The sequence below is a fragment of the Flammeovirga pacifica genome (genome assembly GCF_000807855.2).
GTDB lineage: Bacteria > Bacteroidota > Bacteroidia > Cytophagales > Flammeovirgaceae > Flammeovirga > Flammeovirga pacifica.
This window is the reverse complement of record NZ_JRYR02000001.1, coordinates 3671744-3698133: the sequence shown is the minus strand read 5'-3', so window position 1 is coordinate 3698133 and position 26390 is coordinate 3671744. Positions and strand designations below refer to the sequence as shown.

19 protein-coding genes are annotated in these 26390 nt (G+C 33.0%); 6 read left to right on the top strand and 13 right to left on the bottom strand.

What is annotated here, in order from left to right:
• Positions 1-9: 9 nt before the first annotated feature.
• From NH26_RS14550 to NH26_RS14530, 5 genes are all read right to left on the bottom strand, one after another.
• On the bottom strand, positions 10-837 hold the full coding sequence (locus NH26_RS14550) for a hypothetical protein (RefSeq protein WP_044227321.1): 828 nt from the start codon (positions 835-837) through the stop codon (positions 10-12).
• Positions 838-999: 162 nt separating this feature from the next.
• Complete coding sequence (tpiA, locus tag NH26_RS14545) at positions 1000-1761, bottom strand: triose-phosphate isomerase (protein ID WP_044227395.1); 762 nt, start codon at positions 1759-1761, stop codon at positions 1000-1002.
• A gap of 605 nt (positions 1762-2366) precedes the next feature.
• The gene (locus tag NH26_RS14540; protein WP_044227318.1) at positions 2367-2972 is read right to left on the bottom strand and encodes an outer membrane beta-barrel protein; all 606 of its coding nucleotides are present in this window, start codon (positions 2970-2972) and stop codon (positions 2367-2369) included.
• A 4-nt stretch (positions 2973-2976) separates the two neighbouring features.
• Positions 2977-3630, bottom strand: a complete 654-nt coding sequence (locus NH26_RS14535; protein WP_084812188.1) for a DUF4136 domain-containing protein — start codon at positions 3628-3630, stop codon at positions 2977-2979.
• Between the two features lie 232 nt (positions 3631-3862).
• Complete coding sequence (locus NH26_RS14530) at positions 3863-6574, bottom strand: family 14 glycosylhydrolase (RefSeq protein ID WP_052432216.1); 2712 nt, start codon at positions 6572-6574, stop codon at positions 3863-3865.
• Between the two features lie 425 nt (positions 6575-6999).
• Here NH26_RS14530 and NH26_RS14525 point away from each other — a divergent pair, with 425 nt between their 5' ends.
• Both NH26_RS14525 and alaS read left to right on the top strand, forming a co-directional pair.
• On the top strand, positions 7000-7182 hold the full coding sequence (locus tag NH26_RS14525; protein WP_044227316.1) for a hypothetical protein: 183 nt from the start codon (positions 7000-7002) through the stop codon (positions 7180-7182).
• Positions 7183-7366: 184 nt separating this feature from the next.
• Positions 7367-9973 (top strand): alanine--tRNA ligase, encoded by a 2607-nt coding sequence (alaS, locus tag NH26_RS14520; protein WP_044227313.1) that lies wholly within the window; start codon positions 7367-7369, stop codon positions 9971-9973.
• A 76-nt stretch (positions 9974-10049) separates the two neighbouring features.
• Here alaS and NH26_RS14515 read toward each other — a convergent pair whose 3' ends face one another.
• From NH26_RS14515 to NH26_RS14495, 5 genes are all read right to left on the bottom strand, one after another.
• A complete protein-coding gene (locus tag NH26_RS14515) occupies positions 10050-11222 on the bottom strand; it encodes an MFS transporter (protein WP_044227310.1) in 1173 nt (390 codons plus the stop codon).
• 276 nt (positions 11223-11498) lie between these two features.
• Positions 11499-17450 (bottom strand): alpha-2-macroglobulin family protein, encoded by a 5952-nt coding sequence (locus NH26_RS14510; protein WP_044227308.1) that lies wholly within the window; start codon positions 17448-17450, stop codon positions 11499-11501.
• A gap of 43 nt (positions 17451-17493) precedes the next feature.
• Entirely contained in the window at positions 17494-17934 is a 441-nt protein-coding gene (locus NH26_RS14505; protein ID WP_044227305.1) for a GNAT family N-acetyltransferase, read from the bottom strand.
• 122 nt (positions 17935-18056) lie between these two features.
• On the bottom strand, positions 18057-18968 hold the full coding sequence (cysK, locus tag NH26_RS14500) for a cysteine synthase A (protein WP_044227302.1): 912 nt from the start codon (positions 18966-18968) through the stop codon (positions 18057-18059).
• A gap of 141 nt (positions 18969-19109) precedes the next feature.
• Positions 19110-19709 (bottom strand): NAD(P)H-dependent oxidoreductase, encoded by a 600-nt coding sequence (locus NH26_RS14495; RefSeq protein ID WP_044227299.1) that lies wholly within the window; start codon positions 19707-19709, stop codon positions 19110-19112.
• 292 nt (positions 19710-20001) lie between these two features.
• Here NH26_RS14495 and NH26_RS14490 point away from each other — a divergent pair, with 292 nt between their 5' ends.
• Positions 20002-20358, top strand: coding sequence for a winged helix-turn-helix transcriptional regulator (locus tag NH26_RS14490; protein WP_044227296.1), 357 nt, complete (start codon positions 20002-20004; stop codon positions 20356-20358).
• Between the two features lie 125 nt (positions 20359-20483).
• Here NH26_RS14490 and NH26_RS14485 read toward each other — a convergent pair whose 3' ends face one another.
• On the bottom strand, positions 20484-20897 hold the full coding sequence (locus NH26_RS14485; protein ID WP_044227293.1) for a hypothetical protein: 414 nt from the start codon (positions 20895-20897) through the stop codon (positions 20484-20486).
• A 316-nt stretch (positions 20898-21213) separates the two neighbouring features.
• Between NH26_RS14485 and NH26_RS14480 the strand changes: the two genes are divergently transcribed.
• Complete coding sequence (locus NH26_RS14480) at positions 21214-22293, top strand: LA_2272 family surface repeat-containing protein (RefSeq protein ID WP_052432215.1); 1080 nt, start codon at positions 21214-21216, stop codon at positions 22291-22293.
• Between the two features lie 79 nt (positions 22294-22372).
• On the opposite strand, the gene NH26_RS14475 is transcribed toward NH26_RS14480, so the two are convergent.
• The gene (locus tag NH26_RS14475) at positions 22373-23881 is read right to left on the bottom strand and encodes a DUF1254 domain-containing protein (RefSeq protein WP_044227290.1); all 1509 of its coding nucleotides are present in this window, start codon (positions 23879-23881) and stop codon (positions 22373-22375) included.
• 160 nt (positions 23882-24041) lie between these two features.
• Between NH26_RS14475 and NH26_RS14470 the strand changes: the two genes are divergently transcribed.
• Positions 24042-25040, top strand: a complete 999-nt coding sequence (locus NH26_RS14470) for a helix-turn-helix domain-containing protein (protein WP_044227286.1) — start codon at positions 24042-24044, stop codon at positions 25038-25040.
• A 120-nt stretch (positions 25041-25160) separates the two neighbouring features.
• A complete protein-coding gene (locus NH26_RS14465) occupies positions 25161-25601 on the top strand; it encodes a BLUF domain-containing protein (protein WP_052432214.1) in 441 nt (146 codons plus the stop codon).
• 42 nt (positions 25602-25643) lie between these two features.
• On the opposite strand, the gene NH26_RS14460 is transcribed toward NH26_RS14465, so the two are convergent.
• A complete protein-coding gene (locus NH26_RS14460) occupies positions 25644-26264 on the bottom strand; it encodes a class I SAM-dependent methyltransferase (protein ID WP_044227380.1) in 621 nt (206 codons plus the stop codon).
• Positions 26265-26390 lie beyond the last annotated feature (126 nt).

The following is a 26390-nucleotide window of genomic DNA, read 5'->3' as shown; positions in this document are numbered from 1 at the left end:
AATAATTCGTTATTTGAAGTAATTATTATAATAGTTTACTAATTGACTTAACCCTTCTTTTGATTTGTAATAGATTTTTAAGTCACTTAAATATTCTTTCATTTCTTCTTCTCTCCCTACAAACTCTTTAACCAATGTCTTCTTTTTCAAATTTTCGACAGGAATCATTTCATTCGTTGGTGTAAGAAGATAATAACGTTCTTTTAAATCATAAGTATAATAGGTTTCTGGATTATTCATCGCATAGTTACTATACCTTTGGCGTTGTTCTCTATTTCGATCTCTATCAAAAGAATTATACATATGCGTTGTTTTTAAAAGATATGGATAGGCTAGTATTCCCATTTCACCATTTCCTCCTGTTGTTAACTGATAGATACCTATAGCAGGAACTCCTTCCCTCGTAAACTGATCTCCATTAACAAACAAAAACTCTGAGGTTGACGTAATATTCTTTTCGCTATCATCTACAAAAGTAATCGAGAATTGCTTCAAATCGCTTACTTCTATCACTTTAATAACCGTATCCATCATTTCTAAACCTCCATACATTTGTTGAGGGTAAACCTCCATTATTTCTACTTGATCGTGTTCCAAATCAAATAAAACCGGTACATCTTTGACAACTTTACCACTTTTATACCACACGTTTCCATTCATCCAACTATCAAAATAAAAAACAGAGCTATCTCTTTCAAAAGTACCTTGTTTTTCAATATCATCTTGTGCTTCTGTAATGAGTGTTTTTTCTTTTTTCTGCTTCTTTGATTTTTGAGCAAAAATGTCTGAAGCAATAAAGGAGCATATCAGTAAAGTAAATAAGGAGAGAGTTTTCATAATAGTTATTCTAGTGTTTTGTTTGGTGATATATTATTAATACCATAAAATCACTTTATTTGTTTAGTCATCTCAAATTAATAAAAGAATAGTACAAAAAAAAAGACTGCCCAAAGGACAGTCTTAATATATAACTTTTGGCTTAAAGCCTGTATAATCTAATTAGTAAGATTTAGAGATATCAATAAAGTCTCTTGATACTAAAGAAGCACCACCAATTAAACCACCATCAACATCTGGCTGAGCGAATAACTCTTGAGCGTTGCTTGGTTTAGCAGAACCACCGTAAAGGATTGAAGTAGCATCAGCCACCTCTTGACCATATTTAGCAGCAACCATATCACGGATATCTTTGTGCATTTCTTGTGCTTGTGCAGAAGTAGCTGTTTTACCAGTACCGATAGCCCAAACTGGCTCGTATGCTAAAACTACTTTACCGAAGTCTTCAGCAGAAAGGTGGAATAAACCTTCTGATAATTGCTTCTCAACAACTGCTTTTTGAGTACCTGCTTCACGCTCTTCTAATACTTCACCAAAACAGAAGATTGGTAACATACCGTTAGCAATTACTGCATCAGTTTTAGTAGCTAACATCTCGTTAGACTCACCAAAATACTCACGACGCTCAGAGTGACCTAAGATCACATAATCGATACCGTAAGATGCTAATTGCTGTGCAGAAATTTCACCAGTGTAAGCACCTTTTGGCTCAGTGTAGCAGTTTTGAGCACCAACAAAAACGTTAGCAGCATTACCGATTAATGATTTAACCTTGCTTAAGTGAATAAAAGGAGTACACATAATTACTTTAACGTCTGATGGAGTTTCATCTTTCGCTATGTTTACTACTTCTGATGCTAAAATTTCAGCTTCTTCTTTATTCAGGTTCATTTTCCAGTTACCTGCAACAATCTTTTGTCTCATAGTTTTATTTTTTGAACGTATATAATTTAAAGTCGAGTGCGAATATACATACCTTGAAATGCTTACAAAATGAGTTTCGTCATAGTGTCTAAGTAAGTTAAATAAAGAAGCCATTATTTTAATAAATATTATTTTCCAATTTTTGGAAAATAAGTTTCAAAATGAAACAATATGATTTAAACAAAAAGTATAAAACAGCTCTAAAGCACCTAAAAAAGGGTATTTTAATTTATTTACACTTAGTGGCACAGTTAGTGAATATTACTTATTGGGTAAAGAATCATAGGTTAGTCACCTATTGTATGGCATGATACACCAGTAACATTAACCAGCTGTGGAAAAACACTTGAAATTATTTTTGAGTGTTTTTTTTTATTTTATCGAATAACAAAAAAACAGGCACTATACAGTACCTGTCTTTCCTCAATCATTTATTACTATTATCAATTACCTAATCATATATACATAAACGGTGATGATGTGGCCACAACTATCAAAAAATAACTTTAATATATTAGATCTTAATTATTCATATTATCATAAATGAAAAAAAACAGCCAATTCATAATTGACTGTTTCTCTTCTCACTATATATTTATGTACGGTTAAATACCGATAGCTATCCCAATGTTAAAAGACCACATTCCCATTCCTTGATATCCAGAATTGGGAGCTGCATATTGATATTTCACATTAGACAGTAAAGAAATTCCACTGTCACCTAAGGGTGCTAAAACACCCACTTCTGGTGCTATTGAAAAAGACCAATACTGATCAGTAACTAAAACACCTCCTATTTGATTATCAAAATATTGACCTGAAGCACCAATTCCCATTCCTACATATGGGCGTATTCCTCCTTTTTCTCCAAAATAATAATGCACGGTGGCATAAGTTGATAATGATGCAAAATCTCTAAATTCCTCTCCAGAAATAGCTCCTTGTTCGCCATGGTATGTTTTATATCCATTCCCTTGGTTAAAGGTATTCATCCCAAAATTGAAACCTACAGAAAGGTTGTTATTTAAAAACTGACGGTATTCTATATTCCCACCCGTAAAGGATGCATTAGACATATAATTACTCATACCATTAGATGGTGAAGCCATACTGTATGATACTCCAATGAATTTATCGTCTTGAGCCTGTGATGATGTTAAACTGATAATCATCAATGCCACAACCATCAAAAATTTATGTATTTTTTTCATAATATTATTTTGTTTGGATGTAAGGTGATTGAGCAAACATTTGATGAATTCCTTCTTCAACTCTTACTTTATTATCTAAAGTATTTGTACTAGATCCATTAATTATGCCTTGCCAAAGAACAGGTATTTTTTCTTTGTCTCCTTCTTGAATTGTTGCTCTATTGTCTACAATTTCCAATACCACAGATCCTTGTGTAAAAGAATAAACTCCTGATACAGGGTAGCCATAATAAGGAGGGTAACCGTACCACCCCCAATAGTTCCACCAATAGCCTCCCCAGTAATCATACATATTCCAAGTACCTACATAGGTTACCTCAATACCATATGGCAATACCACTAAGTCGGCACTTTCAGCATTATTGGCGTCTACGTATTGATACCCCGCCATTTCCATTTGGCTTTTAGCTTCTGCTAGGATTACTTCATCTAAAGGGTTTACTATTGGGTTAGTTACGGAATCCTCCCCCGGGTGTATCACATAATTAGGTAAGCTGAATGTTTTAGCTGTCCCAAACTGTTCTGACATACTGGGTTCATATTTTGTAACCACAGTATCATAATCTGAAATTTCTTCAGGGTAGTCTTGATTATTACAGCTTATCAAAACCAAGCTACTCAAAAAGACTTTAATGAATGATCTGATAATTATTTTCATGATGTTTTGTTATTTATTTGATTTAGTTAACGTTACACATCATTCGTCATATATTATATTTTGTTTTTTTACTATCAAAAAATGATTAAACTTCAGATTGACGGAACTTTTATAAGTGCCATATTAGGTATAAAAAAAGGCTGTCTCATATATTAATGAGACAGCCTTTTAGCTATTTAATTATCAGTCCGATAAAAAGTAGGTCTTTTAAGAAGACGACTTTCTACAAGGGTTATCTTAATCTATTGATAAGATCCCCATAACGTTCAATAGCAAAGTTATTATCAGAGAATAAGTTTTGCATTCTAAGAATTGTAATTCCTGAATAACTTGTATTGGCTCTTGTTAAAGCTTTTTCTATTTGTTCCCATCCGGTAGCTGAATATAGTTCATGGTAAAGAGCGTTCTCTCCCATTACCTGAATGTCTAATTCCTTAGCAGAATTACTGAACCACATCACAAGGTCTTCGGCTCTTGAATACCCTTCCCAGTCCTTATTCATCTTTTCTAAACAAGTAAAGTGAAGCACTGTTCTCTCCTTAAAATCCTTATCAATAATTTTCTTCAGCATATCTTTATACTCCCCTCTATCAACAGCACCTATACCAGGATAAGGAGCAATTAAACCAGCTGTAATTTCGGCTACTCTTGGTTGGTTTGGATCGGAAATATTCCAGTGAATACCAGGCATTTTAAAACCAATTGGTATTGTTCTAAAATCATCATCGTTAAACGTATCCATAGCTACACGTAAAACTCTATTACCATGATCAGCCAAACATTGGTTATACCAATTAAAGAAATCAATACCGATACGAGATGTTGAATAATTATTGTTTTTAAATAATTCTTCCGCTTCTGGCATCTGTATATCTGTCACATCTTCATATTTAGTTTGCCACAGTTCATTTACATAGTCTAAGCTACGGTAAGCTTTAAGAATATAACGCTGGAAATCATCTTTAGCTAATCTACTATAGCACTGTAGTGTTCCTCTGTTAGGATAATCACCCCAATCATGAGAGTTGTAAGAAGGATATCTTAACTCACCTGCAGGTCCTAAACTCACATTAATCTCATCCGTCATCCAAGCATACTTTTTATAACGTTGCTTGAAAGCCTCCATAAACCTTCTGTAGTAAGGAACTACGAATGTATCTGCCCATAAAGAAACATACTCTACACTTACATCTCCCGTTTCGGAAACATACTGTAGATCTTCAATTGTTTCCAATGTATCGTTTTCTTCAACAATTTTACCCCATAACCAAAGAGGTATCATTTGTGTAAAGTCATCGTTTACATTACCTCCAGCTTGATGGAATGATAAAATAGGTACCCAATTTAATCCTTTAGATTCAATAAGTTTTACCATATTATCATAATAACTCCAATCAAACACATTAGATTGAGATCCCTCTACTAGTCCCCACCAAATATCAATTGATACGGCACTTACACCAATATCTCTCATACGATCTAATTGCTTAGATACTGTTTGCCAATCTCGATCTTCTAATAATCTTCTAGCATTATGTGTTTTCACGTGTAGAGGACCCATTACTCTAAAGGATTTTTGTTTCCTTTCTATGTATCCATCTCTGTCGCGTACTTTAGAGATCAACTCTTGTAGACGAGCACTACCTGTGGTGACTTTATCAAAAATTGCTTTTAGGTTATTGACAATGATACCATTGATATTATTTTGTTTCAATAACCATAATGCTGCATTATCCCATATTAAATGAGAATTAATTCCCTCAATACTTTCATTCTCAAAAAAGAAATTCGCTTTTGAATCATTCGCAAAATCTAGAATATCTTTTACCTTTTGAGCATGAGAAGAATCTATCTTATATTCTTTTCTACTTTTCGTTGGAATAATAAATCCAAGGCGTTTGCTATCAATATTTTCTCCTAGAACGGATAAAGTATGTTGAAACGCTTTTTTATGATCAACACCTTTACTAATTGCAATAATACCTGCCCCAACTTCTGTTTGGTTAGGCATATTTTTTAGGTTTTTTTCCGCGTAAGCGATCGGTAACCTTAAACAAAGCAATGAACTCTCAAATCCATGGTCTGAGAATGTTGATTGAAGAATATGTAAACCTCTGTTTCCATGAGTAAGTAAGCATTCGTTATACCACTTTGTTACATCATTTCCATACAGAGTATCATTATATTTTCTACTCGATAAAACATCAATTGATTTGAAAGCATTAATAAGATCTTCCTTATTATTGATTTTCATCTCCCAAGAAGCACCCGCATTTTCATAGCTTTCATAGGTTCTTCTCACAAAATCATCCCAACTGTCTAATGCCGTAGAAGAGTAACATTGCATATTTCTTCTCGGAAAAGAACATTCATTAATTGGGTAACTCAATTCTCCTTGTGGAGCTGTTGATATAATGAATTTTGAGAAATGTTGAGATTGACTTTTAAAGTTATTTTTGAAAGACTGAATTAATCCCTCATAATAAGGCATTACATAGTGATCTGCCCAAAGCGATACAGCATCATGTGTACTGCCTCCTGCCATATTTACATATTTAAGCTGACTTAAATATTTAATTTCTTGATTATCGGCCATTAATGTGCCCCACAACCAATCGGGAAGTGTACAAAGAAAGTTCTGTTCATAATTATTGATCATATGGAAATTGAATTCCACAGCTAATTGTAAATCAAAACCAATTAATGTATTGACAAGACTGTGATAATAATCCCAGTCATATTGAATATGATGTGCTGGATCGTCTGAAGCTTTTCCCTCTCCTTCAACTAATTTCCATAGAATAGGAACGAGAACTCTTTTAACACCAATTTTTTTGGCTCTTACTATCCACTTTTCTAATTCACTCCAATCTGGCTCTTTTTGAGAGAAACAAGTGTCCGTTTCAAGAATAGAATAGGGTAGTCTGATTTCAAAAGTTTTCATAAATGTAATAAGATGAGGTACTATTATATTTAAGTGATCAAAAAGTACATTATTTTGACACTCAATCGCTTTTTAGTTTTAACAGAAAACAAATATAGGGAAGAATTTAAAGGATAAAAGAGGATTGAGTATTATCATTTCCTTTCAACCGTTTGCGGTGAAAAAAATTTGATAACAACTGCTTTTTCAAAAATTTTTAAACAAAATTCCCTTCATAAAGCTTTCTTATATTATTATAAATTAAGCATAGTTTTTTGATAGTTCATTCATAATCAATTATTTTTACAGTGATTTCTTTATAATGAACCTAACTCAAAATTATTATAATAACACACAGTACTTCCCCTTTTTAAATAACCTGTTATAAATTTATACTGTGTTCTTTATCATACTTTTGAGATTCAACTATCAAACTTCTTTTACCCATGAAAAATATTTTTACCCTAGTAATTATCAATTTCCTATTATTAGTGATGATTAATCTATTTTCTCTCACATCTGATAAAAAGCAGAAGGAGGAAAAACAATCCATGCAACAATTTGAAAAAGAATTAAAAATCGATAAAGATGTTGTAGAAAATAACGCTTCTGCAAATACTTCTATCTAGTAAAGACTTTAGGATTAAATGTAATTATTCCGAAAAAATCTCCCCTGATTTTTCTTTGTAAAACATTTTTTTACTTAAAGATCCTTATTATCAGTAGATAGTTTTATCGTTTCATTAAATCAATTGATAAAAAATTATATTTTTGCGTGATTAAAAAAATTTAAACTACTCAGTAGAGATATACATGGACGCAAAAAGTATTCGCCGCACGTTCTTGGAATTCTTCCAAAGCAAGCAGCACGCCATCGTTCCTTCGGCACCCCTTGTAATTAAAAACGATCCTACGTTGATGTTTACCAACGCAGGTATGAATCAGTTCAAAGATTACTTTTTAGGTAACAAAGCCGCCGAGGACACACGTGTCGCCGATACTCAAAAATGTTTGCGTGTATCTGGTAAGCACAACGATTTGGAGGAAGTAGGTATTGATACTTACCACCATACTATGTTCGAAATGCTAGGTAACTGGTCTTTCGGAGATTATTTCAAAAAAGAAGCAATTGAGTGGGGATGGGAACTTCTTACTGAAGTTTACGGCCTACCAAAAGATAGATTATATGTAACAGTATTCGAAGGTGATGATACTGACGGTACTGAACTAGATCAAGAAGCTATTGATATCTGGAAAGGATTAATCGATGAAAAAAGAATTATTCCTGCCAACAAAAAAGATAACTTCTGGGAAATGGGTGAGACGGGTCCTTGTGGTCCTTGTTCTGAAATCCATATTGACCTTCGTAACGACGAGGAAAGAGCAAAACATGATGGTTTAGCTTTAGTCAACGAAGATCATCCATTAGTAGTAGAGATCTGGAACCTTGTATTTATGCAATTTAACCGTAAAGCAGATGGTTCTTTAGTTTCTCTTCCTAACAAACATATCGATACTGGTATGGGATTCGAACGTTTATGTATGGCGATTCAAAAGAAAGAATCGAATTACGATACAGACGTTTTCCAACCAATGATCCAATTCTTAGCAGCGAAATCTGGTAAGGCATATGGAGAAAATGAGAAAACAGATATTGCTATCCGTGTAATCTCAGACCATATCCGTGCTATTTCATTTGCTATTGCTGATGGTCAATTACCATCAAACAATAAAGCAGGTTATGTAATTCGTCGTATTCTTCGTAGAGCAGTACGTTACGGTTATACTTTCTTGGATTTCAACAAGCCATTTATGTATGAGTTAGTTGATATCCTTTCTGATCAATTTGAAGAAACTTTCCCAGAAATAATTTCTCAAAGAGATTTCATCAAGAAAGTGGTCATGCAAGAAGAATCTGCTTTCTTAAGAACATTAGAAAAAGGTCTAGTGATTCTTCAAAAAGCAATGGATGCTTCGGATAAAGTAATTGATGGTAAAGAAGCCTTCACTTTATACGATACATTCGGATTCCCATTAGACTTAACAGAACTAATCGCTTCTGAAAACGGATTCTCTGTTGATACAGCAGGATTCGATGCAGCAATGAAAGAGCAAAAAGACAGAGCTAGAGCTGCTTCTGCTTCAGAAAAAGGTGATTGGATTGATGTAAACGATGGTGACTCGGTAGAATTCTTGGGTTACGATGCATTAGAATCAGATGCTTCTATCTTACGTTACCGTGAAGTAACAGAGAAGAAGAAAACAATTATACAGTTAGTACTTGATCAAACTCCTTTCTATGCTGAAAGTGGTGGACAAGTAGGTGACAAAGGTACTTTAGTTTCTGGAGAGGAAACAATCGCAATCTTCGATACAAAGAAAGAAAACGATTTGATTATTCACTTCGCTAATAAATTACCTTCTAACCCTTCTGCTCCGGTACTTGCTAAAGTAGATGCTACACGTAGATCATTAACAGAGAACAACCACTCTGCTACTCACTTATTACACGCTGCTTTGCAAGAAGTATTGGGTGATCACGTAGCTCAAAAAGGTTCATTGGTAAATGATAAGCATTTGCGTTTTGACTTCTCTCACTTCCAAAAAGTTGAAGCTGAAGAATTGGCACAAATCGAGAAAATCGTTAACCAAAGAATCCGTCAAAATATTAAATTAAACGAGCAAAGAGATGTGCCTATCGAAGATGCAAAAGCTATGGGCGCTACTGCATTATTCGGTGAGAAATACGGTGACTTCGTTCGTGTAATTACTTTTGATAGTTCTTACTCTGTAGAACTTTGTGGCGGTACTCACGTTCCTGCAACTGGTAAAATTGGTTTATTTAAAATTACTGCTGAATCATCAGTAGCTGCGGGTGTACGTCGTATTGAGGCTATCACTGCAGATGCTGCTGAAGAATTTGTAGATGAGCAAATCAGTTTACTACAAGAGATTAAAGAACTATTAAAAGCAAAAGATCCTAAGAAAGCTGTTGCAGACTTAGTAGAATCAAAAGCGGCTTTATCGAAAGAGGTAGAAACTCTTCGTAATAAAGAGTTGCAAGCAGTGAAAAATGAATTGGCTTCTAAAGTGGTTGCCAAAGATGGTTTCAACTTTATTGCTGCCAAAGTTGCTGTTGCAAATGCACAAGGTTTAAAGCAGTTGGCTTACGACTTAAAAGCGGTTGTAGACAACATGTTCTTGATCTTAGCAGCTGATGTTGATGGTAAACCTCAAGTAGCTGTAATGATAGACGAAGAGTTGGTGAAATCAAAAGACTTACACGCTGGTAAAATCGTTAAGGAATTAGCGAGAGAAATCAAAGGCGGTGGAGGTGGACAACCTTTCTTCGCTACTGCGGGTGGTAAAGATATCAACGGCTTAGATGCTGTTGTTGTAAAAGCACAAGAGTTAGCTTAATTATTAGCTAATCAAAATATAAAAAAAACGCCTTTCTCTTTATTGAGAAAGGCGTTTTTTTGTAACTCTATGGAAACTATGATTGTTTTGTTTTCAAAGCAAATGCTGAAACCAATAAATAAACTGCACTAATCAAAATAATAATTACAGCACCTATTTGTGAATGCATAGCATCTGATAATAACCCCATTCCGAAAGGTATTATAGCTCCTCCGAAAACACCTGTAATCATCAATCCTGAGATTTCGTTGGCTTTATCGGGATGCACTTTTAAGGCCATTCCAAAAAGAATAGCAAAGACATTTGCCATAAAGAAACCTACAATGCCGTAGAGAATGAAAATACTCATTTTATCAGAGGCAAACAGTAATGCCCCAATAGCTAAAACTGCGATTACCATACTTGATTTAAAGAATTTCGAAGGCGATATTTTAGCCAAAATAAAAGCACCTAAAAAGGCTCCCAGGGTACGGAATGCAAAATATACACTTGGTCCATATCCAGCTTCGATTGAGGTTAACCCACATCTCTCCATTAATATTTTAGGAGACGCGGTGTTAATACCTACATCAATCCCTACCACGAATACAATACCTAAGAACAATAATAATATGGTTTTATCTTTTAGGATACCTATTACTTCTGAAAAGGTACTCGGTCTCTCTGTACTTTGTTCTTCTTCTATTGGAGTCATGTACAACCAAGCTGTAGACAATACAGTAATCACTGCATAAATTGGAAAAATATATTGCCAATTATTGAAATAACTTGCTGCAAAGGCCGCTATAAATGGAGCAGTAAATGAAGACGTTGCCTTCACAAATTGTCCTGCAGTAAGACTACTTGTCAATTGATCTCCGCTGACCACATTTGATAACAATGGGTTTAACGATACTTGTAAAATAGTATTGGCTATTCCTAGTAAAGCAAAAGCCAATAAAGCCATCCCGAAAGAATAATCAATCAACGGAATAAACATGGCTAAAATGGTGATTACATTACTTAAAAGTACGGTCTTTTTACGACCAATCTTCGTCATTAACATCCCTGTTGGAATAGAGAATATTAGAAACATGGAGAACAACGCAACAGGAATTAAGTTGGACAAAGTGTCTTGATAATTTTGGCTATATTCTGTAAGTAAATCCTCTTTTACATGTGCTACAGTAATCCCCACCACATCGCAAAAACCCATCACAAAAAAACCAAACATGACAGGCAGTGCTTTAGTTAGTGCATTCTTTTTCATTTATACTTTAATTAATCGTTTGTAGTTTTTATTTATTATCAGAAAGATAACAAAGGGAATTTGTAATAAGTATTAAATAACAATGTGTAGCTAACAAGGATTATAAAATTGAGGGTGTATTAGAAATTATTAATAATTCAGTCTTAAACGGATAACTGAAATACTACACTCAAAGGGCTGAAATTAGTCTATCAACGAAGGGAATTAAATTGTATTAGGGTATCAAAAATTTGAGACTAAAGTAGTCGTGAGAAACTCCCACGACTACTTCATAAATTATTCTATATCTATATTTTTAATCTCATTATTCCCATAAAATGTAGGAAAATACATCAACTCTGCCTTTGCTGGATTAAGATGATATTTCCCAGAATATCTAGAGTTCAATTCTATTTTAAATGTATATTTTCCTTTGGACATTTTCTTACAGAAAATAGCCGTTTCATTCTTAAAATACTCTCTATGTACCTCTGGGCCATAATACGATTGTCTTTTGGAAGCATAAGAACATCCTGCCGGTATTGGCACATTGATCATCACATAATTAGATTCCTTTTTCACCTCTACCTCTGCAATTAAAGTAACATTTTTCCCTGCTTCTAATCTATCATCTTCGATGCCTTCAAAATGGGTATTGACGATAAAGTCATCGGCTCTTCTCTCAGGGTTTTCATCCCAATAATATTGATAAGAGCTAAAATACACAGGGAAAGTTCCTTCTTTCTCAATGGTTATTTGATGCACATTTTCTACTGTTTTTTCAAAAGGGAATTTCGATACTGTTTCCTCAATATCTCCAGATAATACTAGCTTGGTCGGTCGTTCTTTTCCATCAGCTTCTAACAAATCTGGTAAGATAGTTTCTACCACATTTGCTGATGAGTACGTATTACCCCAACTACCTTCCGATCGTTTTTCTAAAAGGTAATTTCTCATCTTTTTCAATTCAAAAGAATGGTCATTTACCGAATCTAATTTTAATATTTGATACACCAATAAAGTATTCTGCACATCATTATTTACAATTGGGTTTCTCCACATATAATGGTATTGCTTTGTCGTATCCGAATAGAAATAATTACCAAAAGTAGTCTCTTGCTTAAATGCTGCCACCGAATCCATTGAATAAGACAAGTTATTCTGGGTTTGTATCTTCATCAACTGCAATTTCTGATAAAGATCTAGTTTCCCCATCTCATAAATTTCATCAATTGATTTTTTATAATCGACTTTTGCATTTAACAACGATAAAGTTTCAATAAGTGTAATTCGCTTATACATAGATTTTGATGTGGCTAAATGATAAACTAAATCATCTGTGATGACCTCTTTATCTATTTCGATTTTAAAACCTAAACGTTCGGCTTCCATTAATGCCCCAAGTACATGATGTGTAATCCATTGACTACTTTGTGAATTAGGCCACCATCCCCAAGTATAATTCTCTCCTGCCCTTTCCAAAATCTTTTTGATGATCTTTTTGATATCCTCCTCTTTTTTATACTTCTTTCCTTTAAAATTGGCAATCTTCATTTGTGCCAAATGTGCTTTTAATTTTGATGCCAACTGCTCATTACATAAGTATTTATATCGAATTAATGAGCGTACTTCGTCCTCTACTATATTTAAGTAATCCGATGTCGCATACAATTGGATTTTGCTCTCATTATCATCAAATAATAATTGAATAGTGGTATCTCTATCCAAAACAGAAAAGGTACCTTTAGCTTTTTCCAATCCAATTGGGAAAACAGGAATACTTCTCTTTTCCCCATCAAAATATCCGGATGAAGTATTGATGGTATATTTTAAATGAAGAGAATCTGCTTTAGAAGTCACCGAAACGGTATCGATATGTATGTCTTTAATCTCCATTTCTTTTTGAATGATTTTTTGATCATCCATAGAGAAATCAACTGATACATTGACTGCAGAAGGAGAATAGTTTAATGTTTTACCTAAAACCATTGCCGTATCCCCTGCCACCAAGAATCTTGGCAAGTTCAATTGGGTCATTAACGGTTTATACGACTTTATAGCACTTGATGCTTGGCCCGTTTGCTTTTTATTATTCATGGCCAAGTAATGGGTATCCCATTTTGTGATATCATCAGGGAAAACTACCTCAAACTTTACTTTTCCATCTTTGTCTGTGGTTAATTGAGGTTGCCAGAATGCATTATCACTAAAATTATCTCTTAGAGAATTTGTCGCTTCACTTTGAACAATTAACTGATCTTCAACTTTCTTATCCTCTAGCTTTAAGCCCATTTTTGCGACTTTTTCATCAGACATACTAATAATCATCACTCCATTTGCAGCACGACTACCATATATAACAGAAGCTGCTTCAGGATTAAGGACCTCCATAGAAGATATATATTCTTTATTTATGCTTGTTAAATCACCAGTATATACTTTTCCGTTAATGATGACCAATGGTTCTCCAGATTCAGTTATTGAAGATACGCCTCGAATAGTTACCACAGGACTACTTCCCGGAGTCCCATCCACACTTACTCCTGTTACTTGCCCTTGAAGTGACTTAGAAGTAACTGTTGCTACAGATGCAGCCGCGTAACTTTTTCTTTGTGTTCCATAACCTATCACAACAACTTCTTCTAATGCTTCTACATCTGGTTCTAAAGTCACATCCACCATGGATCTACCATACAATTTGAATTCCTGAGATATATAACCAATGTAACTAATAACTAAAGTTCCCGAGTAAGGTGTTTTTAGTTCGTAATAACCGTCAAAATTAGTTACTGTCCCATAAGTTGTTCCTTGTACCAATATATTTACTCCCGGCAAAGGCTCGTTGGTATCCTTTTCTAAAACATATCCCGAAACCACTTTTCCTTCTCCAGTATAGCCATATTCCCTTTGGTAACTCTGAGTAATATTTTGAAGGTTTTCCTGTTTTTTATAATAGTTATTAGACGGATTAAAAATAATCTCCTCAATTATTTTACTTACTTCTTTACTGAAAGTATCTTTCTTAAATTCTTTAGGAAAATCAAAAGAGTAATAATTTATTCCATCCTTTTTCACCCAAATTTCATCTTCTATATGGTACTTTTCTCCATTGAATAAGAAGATCAATTTATAGCTACCTTCTTTGAGGTTTTTTATCGAATAATCTTTATTCCCCCCCGGATACACTCTTATAAAATTGATGTCGTCATTTTTCATCACGACCACATTTAATAGTAAATCATTCGTTCTCTTTCCGTAGGTTTCCAGTTTAAAAGTGAGCGTACCTTTACCTTGTTCTGTATAGCTAGGATTGCGATATGTTGGGGTTTTTATTTTTGAAAGTGCTACCTCAAGTTCCCACATTTTTTTGATTTTCTCCAAGGTGTATACCTCATCATCTAATTGATAATCCCAATTATCTATACCAAAATCATATCGATTCACTTCTCTCATTTTGAGAAGCTGTTTACCAAACTCAAATTCAAATTGATAATCTTGATTAAAATGAGTTTCATATTCATCGATGAGATTAAACTTGTAGTCTCCTAATACAGGACCTGCAGTAAATCTTTTAGTTTTAGATTTCCCCAAAGATGTTCCCAATAAATGTAGTTCATCGTAATTCTCAAGAAAAGCATATTTACCATAAAAGGTATTTCTATAAGAGAACAGATACCTCTTTAAATTATTCTCTTCTGAAGACGTTGGAAATGTTAACTTCTCCCTCACTTGAACACGCTCATTTCCATGTTCATTTACCACACTGATAATCGTTTTCTTACCTTTTTCGAAATAAACCGAATCAATGTGTATTTCTTGTCTTTCTGTTCTGATTCTAAGATTGTGTTTTCCACTACTCACAGAAATGGAATAGGGTTTTGCAACACTCGTGAAAGAAAAATAAGCAGGTTTACCATCTACATACACCACTTTGATAGGTTCTACTTTTCCATTATTTATGATGAAAGGAGCAAACTGAGTCACACTATCTTCCACCGCATAAGAAGTATAATACATACTGTCGGATGGATAAAGAAATTGATAGTATTCGATAGAATCTAAACCAGCCAAAGCATTCCAAGTAGGATAATCTAATATCAATGAGCTTTTATGAGTTTGTATATCTTTCAAAGAAAAATTATTGATCAACTTTTTATCCTTTTTCCTTTTTGAGAAATCTTTTAACTCAGGTGCTTGTGCATCGAACTTATTCGTTAAAGAATAAGCCGTAACATCAACATCCTTCACCGGTTTTCCTTTATAATCCGTTACTAATACTTCTATTTCTGCTTTCTGACCTGGGTAAATCAAAGATGGTTCTTTTACTTCTACATTTAGTTTCTTCTCTGCAATAGGAATAAGATAGGTTTCAGTCTTCATTTCTCCTCCCCATAAATAATTCAGCATAATGTAGTAGTTCTGAAGATGAGCTACCTTTTTAGTATAGTAGAGACTATCAGAATATCCCTCTGCCTTTTTATTATTCTTCTTATAAATGTGATAATCGAAGGCTAATTTTCTAGGGTTATCTACTTGCACAAATACAGAGTCTGCTGTTCTATGGGTGTAACAAGATAGCATTGCAGACTCTTGGTACAATCCTAAATCTGCCGAAAGACTATCATTCTTCACTCTATAACCTGAATAGTAAGGAGATACTGCAGTAGCAAATGGCAAGTTCCCTTCAAAAATAGAGGTGTGATTTCCAAAGTTATCATATGCCATTATTTCTACTTTTTCTACTTTTGACTTTCCGTTCTCAAAATAGTCAAAGTGAATAGAATCTGCCTGAAGTGATATATCAAAATATTGTTCTTTTGAGAAATAATGAAAGTCTCTTTTCTCTAGTATATATTCATTATCAGAAGTGAACATCTTCACATGAACATTGTACTTCATATTTACATTCTCAAATAAACTATCTGGAATGATAATCTCCGTTTCTCCTTGAGGTTTAAGATCTTTTTCTATTGATGTGATTTTATTGGAAATAAATATAGAATCATCAAAATACCTTAGTACTGAACCCGAAAACACATCAATTTCTACTCTCGCATCCATCAACTGTAAATCATTCTCATCTGTCCCTTTGATGTACATTTTCAGATCTTCTCCTTTGTATTGTTTATCTGAATCTGTTCGAACATGCATCTTATTTTTCCCTAACTCATAGTCCTCAAAATAGAAATATGTCGAAAGAAATTCTCTTTGATATTCCGTTTCAAGCGATAGCGTATATCGTTTATCTAAAGTGAGGTTTAAAGAATCGAGAGGAAATTCAAAGCTATACCCGCCTTTTACATATGGAACAATCATTTTCACTGGCTTTTTATTCGATGAACTATAACCATATCCATCTCTTATAAAGAGGTGAGCATTTCCTTTAATTGGTTTTCCTTTTTTATTCGTAATAAAGGCCTTTAGCTTTAAAGTATCTCCTGGCTTGTACTTTGGCTGACTTAATGTAAAATAACCGTCATATCTCTTTCGATTATTACTACTTCCATTACAATAATAATCATCGAATTTGCAGGCGAACCTTTCGAAGGTTCTTATTGAAAAGTATTTTATTTTACTTATGCTACCATATGTTCCACGTCTGAAAATGGATTTCACCCCATCAATGGGAATATGTATGATAAAATTGACAGGGATTGTGACATACTTTAAAGGTGAACGGAACAGAACATTATTAATACCTCTTCTAAACCTAGAGTACTTAATATCTTTCTCTAGATTTCGATAAGTAGTAAATCCTTTATAGGTCACTTCTAATAATCCCTTTCTATCCGATTTTTTATCAACAAACGCTTTCAGTTTTTTATCAAAACGAAGTGATTTATTTTTCACTTTCACTTCTGCATCTGTCACCAATGCACCGTTAATATCAAATAACTGAACAATAAGGTCCGTACTATTTTGTACTATAAATACATCGAGGTTTTCTACAGTAACCACACTCGATTCCAATTCTCCGCCTTTTGCAAAAGCATAGAGATAATGACCTTCAGGTAGATTTTTAGCATAATATCCATCGGTAGCAAAGGAGTCGATTAGGGTATGAAAATAGGTAGAATCAATTTCTGAAACTCCCATTTTGTATACCGTTTTAGCCTCCTTTGGGGATAGCTGAAAAACATAGGTATTCACACTCGTTTTTCTACTATCATTTAAAGTTTGTCCTAAAGTGATTTGAGATAGAAAAAGTAATACAGAAATTAATCGAATAGTCGTTTTTATAAAGTGCATGAAACTGTTGGCTTAAGTTTGTTGTCGTTTGCTTTTTTATTGATTAACTAGTCGTCCATTCATAAAAATTGGAGCCTTCATTTAATTCAAAACCTGCTCTTGGGTAAAGTTGGTTCCCAATCTCATTTGTCTTTTCTGTTTCTAACATCACTCCACAAGCGTTGGTTTTCTTCGCTAATTCTTTCCCACTTTCAAGAAGTTGAAGCGATATGCCTTGTCCTCGATACTTTGGATTCACAAAAAGATCATTCAGTAACCATAGTTTTTTCATTCTTGTAGAAGAGAATAAAGGGTACAATTGAGTAAACCCTGTTAGTATACCTTCTTGCTCATGAACATAAATTAAACTATCGTTTAATTCTAAACGTTCTTGTAAGAAATTTCTAGCAGCTTTAATATCTGACTGTTTTTTATAAAATACTCTATAGCTATCAAAAAGTATTGTTAATTGCTCTAGATCTTGAAGAGTTGCTTTTCTAGTCATTGCTGTGAAAATTAGTTAGATTAAAAAAACACTCAACTGATGAATCAATTGAGTGCTATAAATTTACTATTATTTTTCAATACCTACGAACCTGAGTTCAGTGAAAAATATTCCACAGGTTACTAGAACAAACCTTCTACAGAAAGGTAACGCTCTCCTGTATCATAGTTAAATGATAATACTTTACTTCCTTTAGGTATTTCTGGTAATTTTTTCTCGATTGCAGCCAATGATGCTCCTGTAGAGATACCACCTAAAAATCCTTCTTTTAAAGCAAACTCTGCTGCTAATTGCTTGGCTCTATCGTTGTTTACACCAATAGCACCATCTAAAAGTTCTACATCTAAGTTACCTGGTATAAAACCTGGTCCGATACCTTGAAGTGGGTGTGGTCCTGGACTTCCTCCTCCAATTACTGCACTACCCTCTGGCTCTACAGCAAGAACTTTTAGATTCGGCCAGAATTTCTTCAAGACTTTTGCCACACCTGTAATATGACCACCTGTACCTACACCTGTGATAAGGTAATCGATACCATTAGGAAAATCTGCGATAATTTCTTGTGCAGTAGTTTCTTCATGAATGGCTACGTTGGCAGGATTATCAAATTGAGAAGGAATCCAAGCATTATCACTTTCTTCAAATAGTTCTTGTGCTTTTGCGATAGCTCCTTTCATTCCGCCTTCTTTTGGTGTTAAAACCAATTTTGCACCGTAAGCAGCCATTAGTTTCCTTCTTTCTATACTCATAGATTCAGGCATTACTAAAGTAAGAGAATAACCTTTTACTGCTGCTACCATTGCTAGACCGATTCCTGTATTTCCAGAAGTAGGCTCAATAAGTGAAGTTTCTTTATTAATTAACCCATCTTTCTCAGCTTGATTGATCATAGATAAAGCAATTCTATCTTTGATACTGCCACCTGGATTGAATTTTTCAGCTTTCATGTAAACCTCATGATCGCTTCCGAAAAGTTGATTGATACGAATTACGGGTGTTCCCCCAATACTTTCTAGGACGTCGTTGTAAATCATTATTGTTAGATTTTGGTTATTAATACTGAGTTGATTAAAAATCATTACTCTAGTAAGTTAATAAAGTTACTATATTATTATCGATACAAAAAAGGCAACTGAAAATAATTCCGTTGCCTTTTGCAGAAAAATGTCACTCGATTATAGAACTTCTACCACACTGTCTAAATCTAATCTTGATTTTGCAGTGTTTATAGGTTGATTTCCATCTTTTTCATCACGGTATCCGATCATAACCGCAACTAATGGCTGGTAACCATCTAGTCCTAAAATTTCTTTGTATTTATCGTTTTCAATACCTTCCATTGGTGTTGAATCTATACCCATAGATGCAATTGCAGAAAGGAAATAGCCTATTGACAAATATACTTGCTTAGACATCCATGTTTTAATCGCTTCTTCACCCTGTGGCTTTAAGAAATTATTATAGTATCCTATTGCTCCCTCAGCAAGATAGCTATCCATTTTCCCTTCAAAATTAGCCAAATTATCTACAGCACTAAAGACTACTACATGTGATCCTTCTACCAATTTTTCCTCGTTAAAGAATGAAGCCTTACCTAGCTTCTCTTTTATATCTTGGCTTCCTACTATAGTAAATTTCCAAGGTTGAGAATTGATGGATGAAGGACTGTATTGTAAAATTTCTTTGATTGTTTCAATATCAGTAGCACTTACTTTTTTCGATGCGTCGTATTTTTTTGTGGTATATCTCGATTTAGCGATGTCAATGAATTCCATAATTATTTTTTTTTAGATTGATGTTTGTTTCAACGGCAATGAATTATAATTGTTTAAACAAATCACCTTAATTAAATTTTATTCACGTTACTATCAAAATGTTTACATTAATTATTAATGCTACTATACTTTTGATAGTTACAAACATAAGTGTCGTTTATTTATGAAGCAATAACGGACAAAAAGGTTAGTTTAAAAATTAACATTTATTTTTTTTACATCAATTTCAAACATCACTAAATAAAGTTGCTATACTTTTGTTAGTTTAATATATTTAGAAAAAAATACAATTATGAAATTTAAAGTTGATAATAAAGAATACCCATGTTGTACCAGTTTAACCATGAAATATATTGGTGGAAAATGGAAGTCGGTTATTCTTATTCATTTAAAAAATGGCCCCCATCGTTATAATGAATTAAAAAAAATTATTTCTACCATTAGCGAAAGAACATTGAGTCTTCAGCTGAAGCAATTAGAAGAAGATGGTTTAATTAATAGAAAAGTTTTAGCTACTAATAAGCCTCCTTTAAAAGTAGAATATTCTATGACTGACTTTGGAAAAACATTAATTCCAGTACTAGACGCTATATCACTATGGGGAGAACAAGCGTCAAGTATAGATGAAAAGGTACAAATTCTAGAATAAAAAAAACAGTCACTAAAAAGTGACTGTTTTTCTCTAATTGATCTACGATAAGTTAAATATTTCTCTCTTACTGCTAAATGTTTTTTGATTGAAATGGGTTGGATGTACAATAACAAACTACTAGATTATCTAACTAATGATATATATTTTGATCTATAGGCATAGGCTAAATAAATAACCATACCTAGAAAAACCACTGATCCACCAATACCTGCAGGATCTAATGTTGCATGAAATAGCACCGCATTGAAACCTATGGCTCCAAGAACAATCAATGTTACAGGTACTTGCTTTTTAATGGCTAACATTATTCCACCAAAAATTTCTAGAACTCCGACAATTGGTAAAATTCCCATCATCATTAATGCTCCAAAAACTTGTTCTACCTGCTCGTTTGCAGGAGGCATTGGTATAAATTGAGCAAACTTATTTGCTCCAAATACAATCATCATAAATGCCAATAAATATCTTATTACCATTGTTACTTTTGATTCTTCTGTACTTTTTACTTCTGAACTAGAGATTGATTGTGATGACATATTTGTATTTTGAATTGTTACAACTTTATTTGTTTAAACAAATTTATATAATTTATACCCTACAAACAAGTGATAGACAATATTTGTTTAAACAAAAATTGAAAAACAATCAAAAAGTGAACGTAAATACCTGATAAACAGGAAGATAAAGTTAATGTTGTATTCATTTTACTTCTGAAAATCAAATGATTAAAAAAAACTGATTTTTTTTAATCATTCAATAGGGGTAATTAAATCTTGAGGGGTCTCTTATATGAAAAGCAGTAAAGACGTCTAAGGCTTTTCAATTAAATAAGAGACAAATTCAAAAAAGATCATGAAAAAATTATTAATATATATCGCAGTATTTATCCTTGGCTTACAATATTCAATAGCACAATCAGATTCCACACAAACCAATCAATTTAAAGGACAAGTTTCCTTCCTTTATCCCTTAGGAACAAATGGTTTAAATACGAATATGAATAACGATGTATCATTCAATATTCTTTGGGGAATAAACTCTGGGGTAAATTATTTTGAACTAGGGGGTATTGCCAATGTAAATAAAGGAGACGTTAACGGTTTTCAAATAGCTGGTATTACTAATGTTACTACTGGTGAGAATAATGGTTTTATCATTGCGGGTATTACCAACTTTACTCATAAAAGCTTAGATGGTATGCAAATAGCCGGTATCAACAACTTTGTAAAAGAAGATGCTAGTGGTGCTCAAATTTCAGGTATATCTAATGTGGTTAATCAAAATATGAATGGGGCACAAATTGGTTTAACCAATACAACTAGAAATAAAATAACAGGTGCACAAATTGGACTAATTAACCATGCAGATTCGTTAGTAGGTACTCAAATTGGTTTAATTAATGTTGTTTCTGCAAATGCTGATGGCACACCTATTGGATTAATTAACGTAGTAAAAAATGGTTATTATGCTATTGAAGTGGGTGCCGGAGAAACAGTATGGGGCAATGTAAGCTTCAAAATGGGTACAAAGAAATTCTATACTATTTTTAAAGGCGGATACAGTCAATTTGAAAATAAGAATGTAAATACTTTTGGTCTTGGTTTTGGTACTATGCATGATTTAAGTAAGCATGTTAGTCTTGCTTTAGACCTCTCTGCCAATCAAATTATATACGATAATAACTTTGATACCAATAGCCTAAATATTCTAAGCAAAGCTGATTTAAACGTTCAATTTCACATCACAAAAAACTTAAGCATCTTCGCTGGTCCTTCATTTAATGTCTATACAGTCGATCAAAAAGTAAATGGTAATGAGCAAGCAGGTTCATTACAGATTCCAGAGCATGCTTTCTATGATGAAACTAATAATCAAGAAATTAGAACTACATTATGGATTGGTGGACAAGCAGGTATCAATATCAATTTTTAAAAAAATATTGTCATAAAAAAAGAAGGCAATTGACATCTATCAGATACAATTGCCTTCGACTTTTTATTGGGGTAAAGAATTATTTACTTAATCCAACAATTACTTTTTCCCAATCAGGTAGTTGAAACGTTTTATCAAAAAACGCTTGTTTAGGTGCATATAACCTGAAATAAATAAACCAACCATCGTTACCAACTGTCTTTAGATAATTAGCAGGGTTTACACCCTTTGGACATTCTGATCCTATATAAATATCTATTGTTCCATCGCTGTTATAGGTCACATCCTTTCTTCTAGAATTAATACCCACATCAGAAATTTTATCACCACCATTATCGTATGGTCTTCTTGTGTTTTCGCTGTAAAGAGTTACTGACCAGAATTGTTCTACCGGAACATCTGCAGGAACTGTCAATTTATAAGTTTGATCTGCTCTTAATAAATCACCTTTACTGTCTCTTTTAGAGGTCATATAAATTTGACCATATCCAGGTGTAGGCTCTACCATTCCTTTTGTCGAACTTACTGCTTCATAATACCAGACAGCTCTTTCGTCTAGGTAGACCATTGTTTCGTTTATCTGAGGAATATTAAAGTCAAATGATTTGAACCAATTTGTTCCTGTCCAATATGGTTCTGTAAATCTTGGGTTTGTTTGTAAGTTTCTCAACATCAACTCTCCCATTTTTAAACCTTCTATTAAAACTTTTTCTTGTTGTTTTGTTGGGTTGAATGGCTTACCAATTTCTAAACCAAGTGGTTTTAACATAGCAATCCATACCTTATCTTGTTCTCTAACTGGTTCTTCATGAATAAGCGTATGTAACTTTCTCCAGTAATCCATATCTCTTGGTGCTGTAGCAGACCATTCGATATCTTTATCTTCAGCAAAAGTGGCATCTTTTAATGCTCCTTCTACTTTTCCTAATTTTAATTTTGATTTAAACTTATCAACCGCTTTAGGGTCTTCTTCTAAAATTCTTAATCCGATAAAGAAATTATTTGTTTCTGATTGTACTACAAAGTCTGCTTGACCTTCATAATTTTTAGGATCATCATTAGGACCACAAATAATATAAGTACCTCCTTGCCCTTTATCAGGACCTGTTAATCCTAAATCAACTACTGGTCTTTGCCATAAATCAAGAAACGCTCCCGCAGTCATTCCTTTAGGATAATCTAATTTTACAGCCCCATCTTTAAGATTAGAGAAAGTGAAAATATATGGAGTAGTTAAATTACCAGTGACTATCCCTCTTTTCTCTTTTAATGATTTAAGGATGACAAAATTTTCTAACCCTGCAACATCAAATGCAGCATCTTCATTATCGCCCCAAGTTTTCATAGATACAATAGGTGTAGACCAAATATAAGCTTGAGAAGCTCTTTGGAAATCCATTGCATAAAATAATTCTTCCGACCCTTTATTTACAAAACTATGTTCTAATTCTACGTCTCCATATACAGTAGATATATGTTCGTTTCCTTCAAGTTTTGCATCAGATAAAGTAGATTGAGCATTTACTGAATAAATACTAGAGTAAGCTAAAAATGTAGCACCAATAAAGGGTATTATACTAGATTTCATTTTCTTTGTTTTTTATTTTTAAATGATAGTATAGTATACCACTTATCGCTTATATTAGATTATATCAATTAGCTCAACTCTTATATTCAAAAGATCAAATTGAAGAATTTAGTAAAATATTAAAGGTTTAATTGATGTATAAAGTAATCATCATTCTTATATGAAAGAAGTTGTATTAAAAACAGGTTCGGTAAAGAGTACAATCCAACAATTAGAACAGCTTTACACTAATCAATCAAAAGAAAAGAATCAATTAATTATTGAAGACAGCAGTCTTTATCTCAATTTTCAATGGTATAGTCCCTTTAATGGAATTGAAATAGGAATTCATGAGGTGACCTTTCTAGAAGAGATGAATATTAAGGTTTTAAAAGAAGAAGGAACCGAAGCTTTTATTTATTTTCAATTTGATTTTACAAATAATATTGCTCCTAAATCAACTTCTGATGCATCGGAATTAATCAACACTTCAGGTAGGTTAATGAGTATGCAAAGCACCATGATCAACTTAGAGTCACAAGCCAAAGTAAATGAAGAAAGTAAATGGGTGTCTGTTAGGATATCAAAAGACTATTTTCATGAATATATGTCTCATATGGAAACGTACATAGGTAAAGTGTTTGATATAAAAAATCCATGGGTGTTTTATGCTATAATTCCTACCAAAATTCAGCTTTTATTAAAAGACCTTTTTTATATAGATCCTGAATGGACTCCTCCTTATAAAAATGGAATTGTATTAGCCAGATCTGTGGAATCTTTAGGTTTCTTTTTGGATATCATCATTAAGCGTAACCAAGGAATGGTTCGAAATACCAATTTACATATTGATGATATTCAAAGGATGCAAAAAATTAATCATGAATTGATAATGCTCATGGATAAAACTCCATCCTTAAATTTCTTTGCTGATAAATATGGAGTCTCTTTATCAAAATTAAAGAGAGATTTTGAAAGTGCTTTTGGTACTACAATACCGCGTTTTCATTTAAATTATCGATTAGAATTAGCTTACAAGGCATTATCTCAAAATAATATATCAGTGACTGAGGTAAGTAGACAATTTGGATTTAAGAGTATTTCTAATTTTTCTGAAAATTTTAAAGAAAAGTATCAAATCTCTCCAAAGGATATCTCTGCGTTACATCAAAAAAAATAAATCAATTTTCAGTTTTAAAGATCTATTATTAACTATCAAATAAAAAACCATCAATCTAATAAAAGTCAAAAACTAATTGATTATCATGACATTAACGAAAACCATTAAAGTAATATCAATATGTATTGTCTATGCTATATCAGTACAAGGAAGGAATTATTAGATGATGATATTTTAAAAGAAATTTTAGTACATAGTCGTAAGAAAAATAAAGAAAAAGAGCTTACAGGACTATTATTATTACTCGATAATAAATTTATTCAAATACTTGAAGGTGATGAAAAAGTAGTCAATGATCTTTACAAGATAATATCTAATGATACCCGACACAATACAATTCAAAAAATATACTCAGGAGAAATAGATCAAAGAAATTTTGTCTCTTGGGATATGGCATTTCATGAAATCCATTGGGATGATCTCGAAGAAGTTGGGTTGGTCACAACTTATAATAAAGGCAGTAGTTTAGAAAACTACCTTAAAGGTAAAAATCACTATGTTATTGAATACCTTAAATCGTTGAATGGTATAAATAAGTTAAAGCTCAATATACCTTCATAATATAAAAAGGCTGCCTTAAAATATTTCAAGACAGCCATTTTTTTATTTTTTCCTTAAGCAACAAAATGAGAAATTTTGTACGGTATCAAAAGGTGTTGTATGATCCACTTTTAGAGTGTTGATCAATTCAAAATTATCTTCAAATACCTTTGCTAGTTTTTTTACAGAATATTGTTTGATGGGTATTCCACTACATTTCTTGGGTCCATTCTCTGAAAATGTACCAATAATTAAAATACCATCTGTTTTTATATATTGAGACACCACACGTTTATAGTTCTCAATATCTTTGTCCTCCGTTAAAAAATGGAAAGCAGCCCTGTCGTGCCATAGATCAAATTTTTGGTCTATTTCTAATTGGCTTGCATCGCTTTCTATCCATTGAATTTGCTCTGAGGCATCACCTAATCTTTCTTGAGCACGTTGTAATGCTTTTGAAGAAATATCTAATACAGAGAGATTGGTATACCCCTTTTTTAAAAGGTGATCAACCAATAAACTATCTCCTCCTCCAACATCTATAATTGAAGATCTTTTGGGTAAAACAGAACGCTCGATAAAGTCTAAAGAAGTCTCCGGTACTTTTTGATACCAACTTACTTCTGTTATCGCTTTATTCTGATAAATATTTTCCCAATGTTCTTTCTTGTCAAATACTTCCATAACCATGTTTAAAAAATCGGTAAGGCAAAGATACTTATCTATTAGTTCTATTTAGCTCTATTCGGTTAATATATTATATTAAATGACTATTCACTCATTATTATAAAACTGAAAATCAGAAAAATA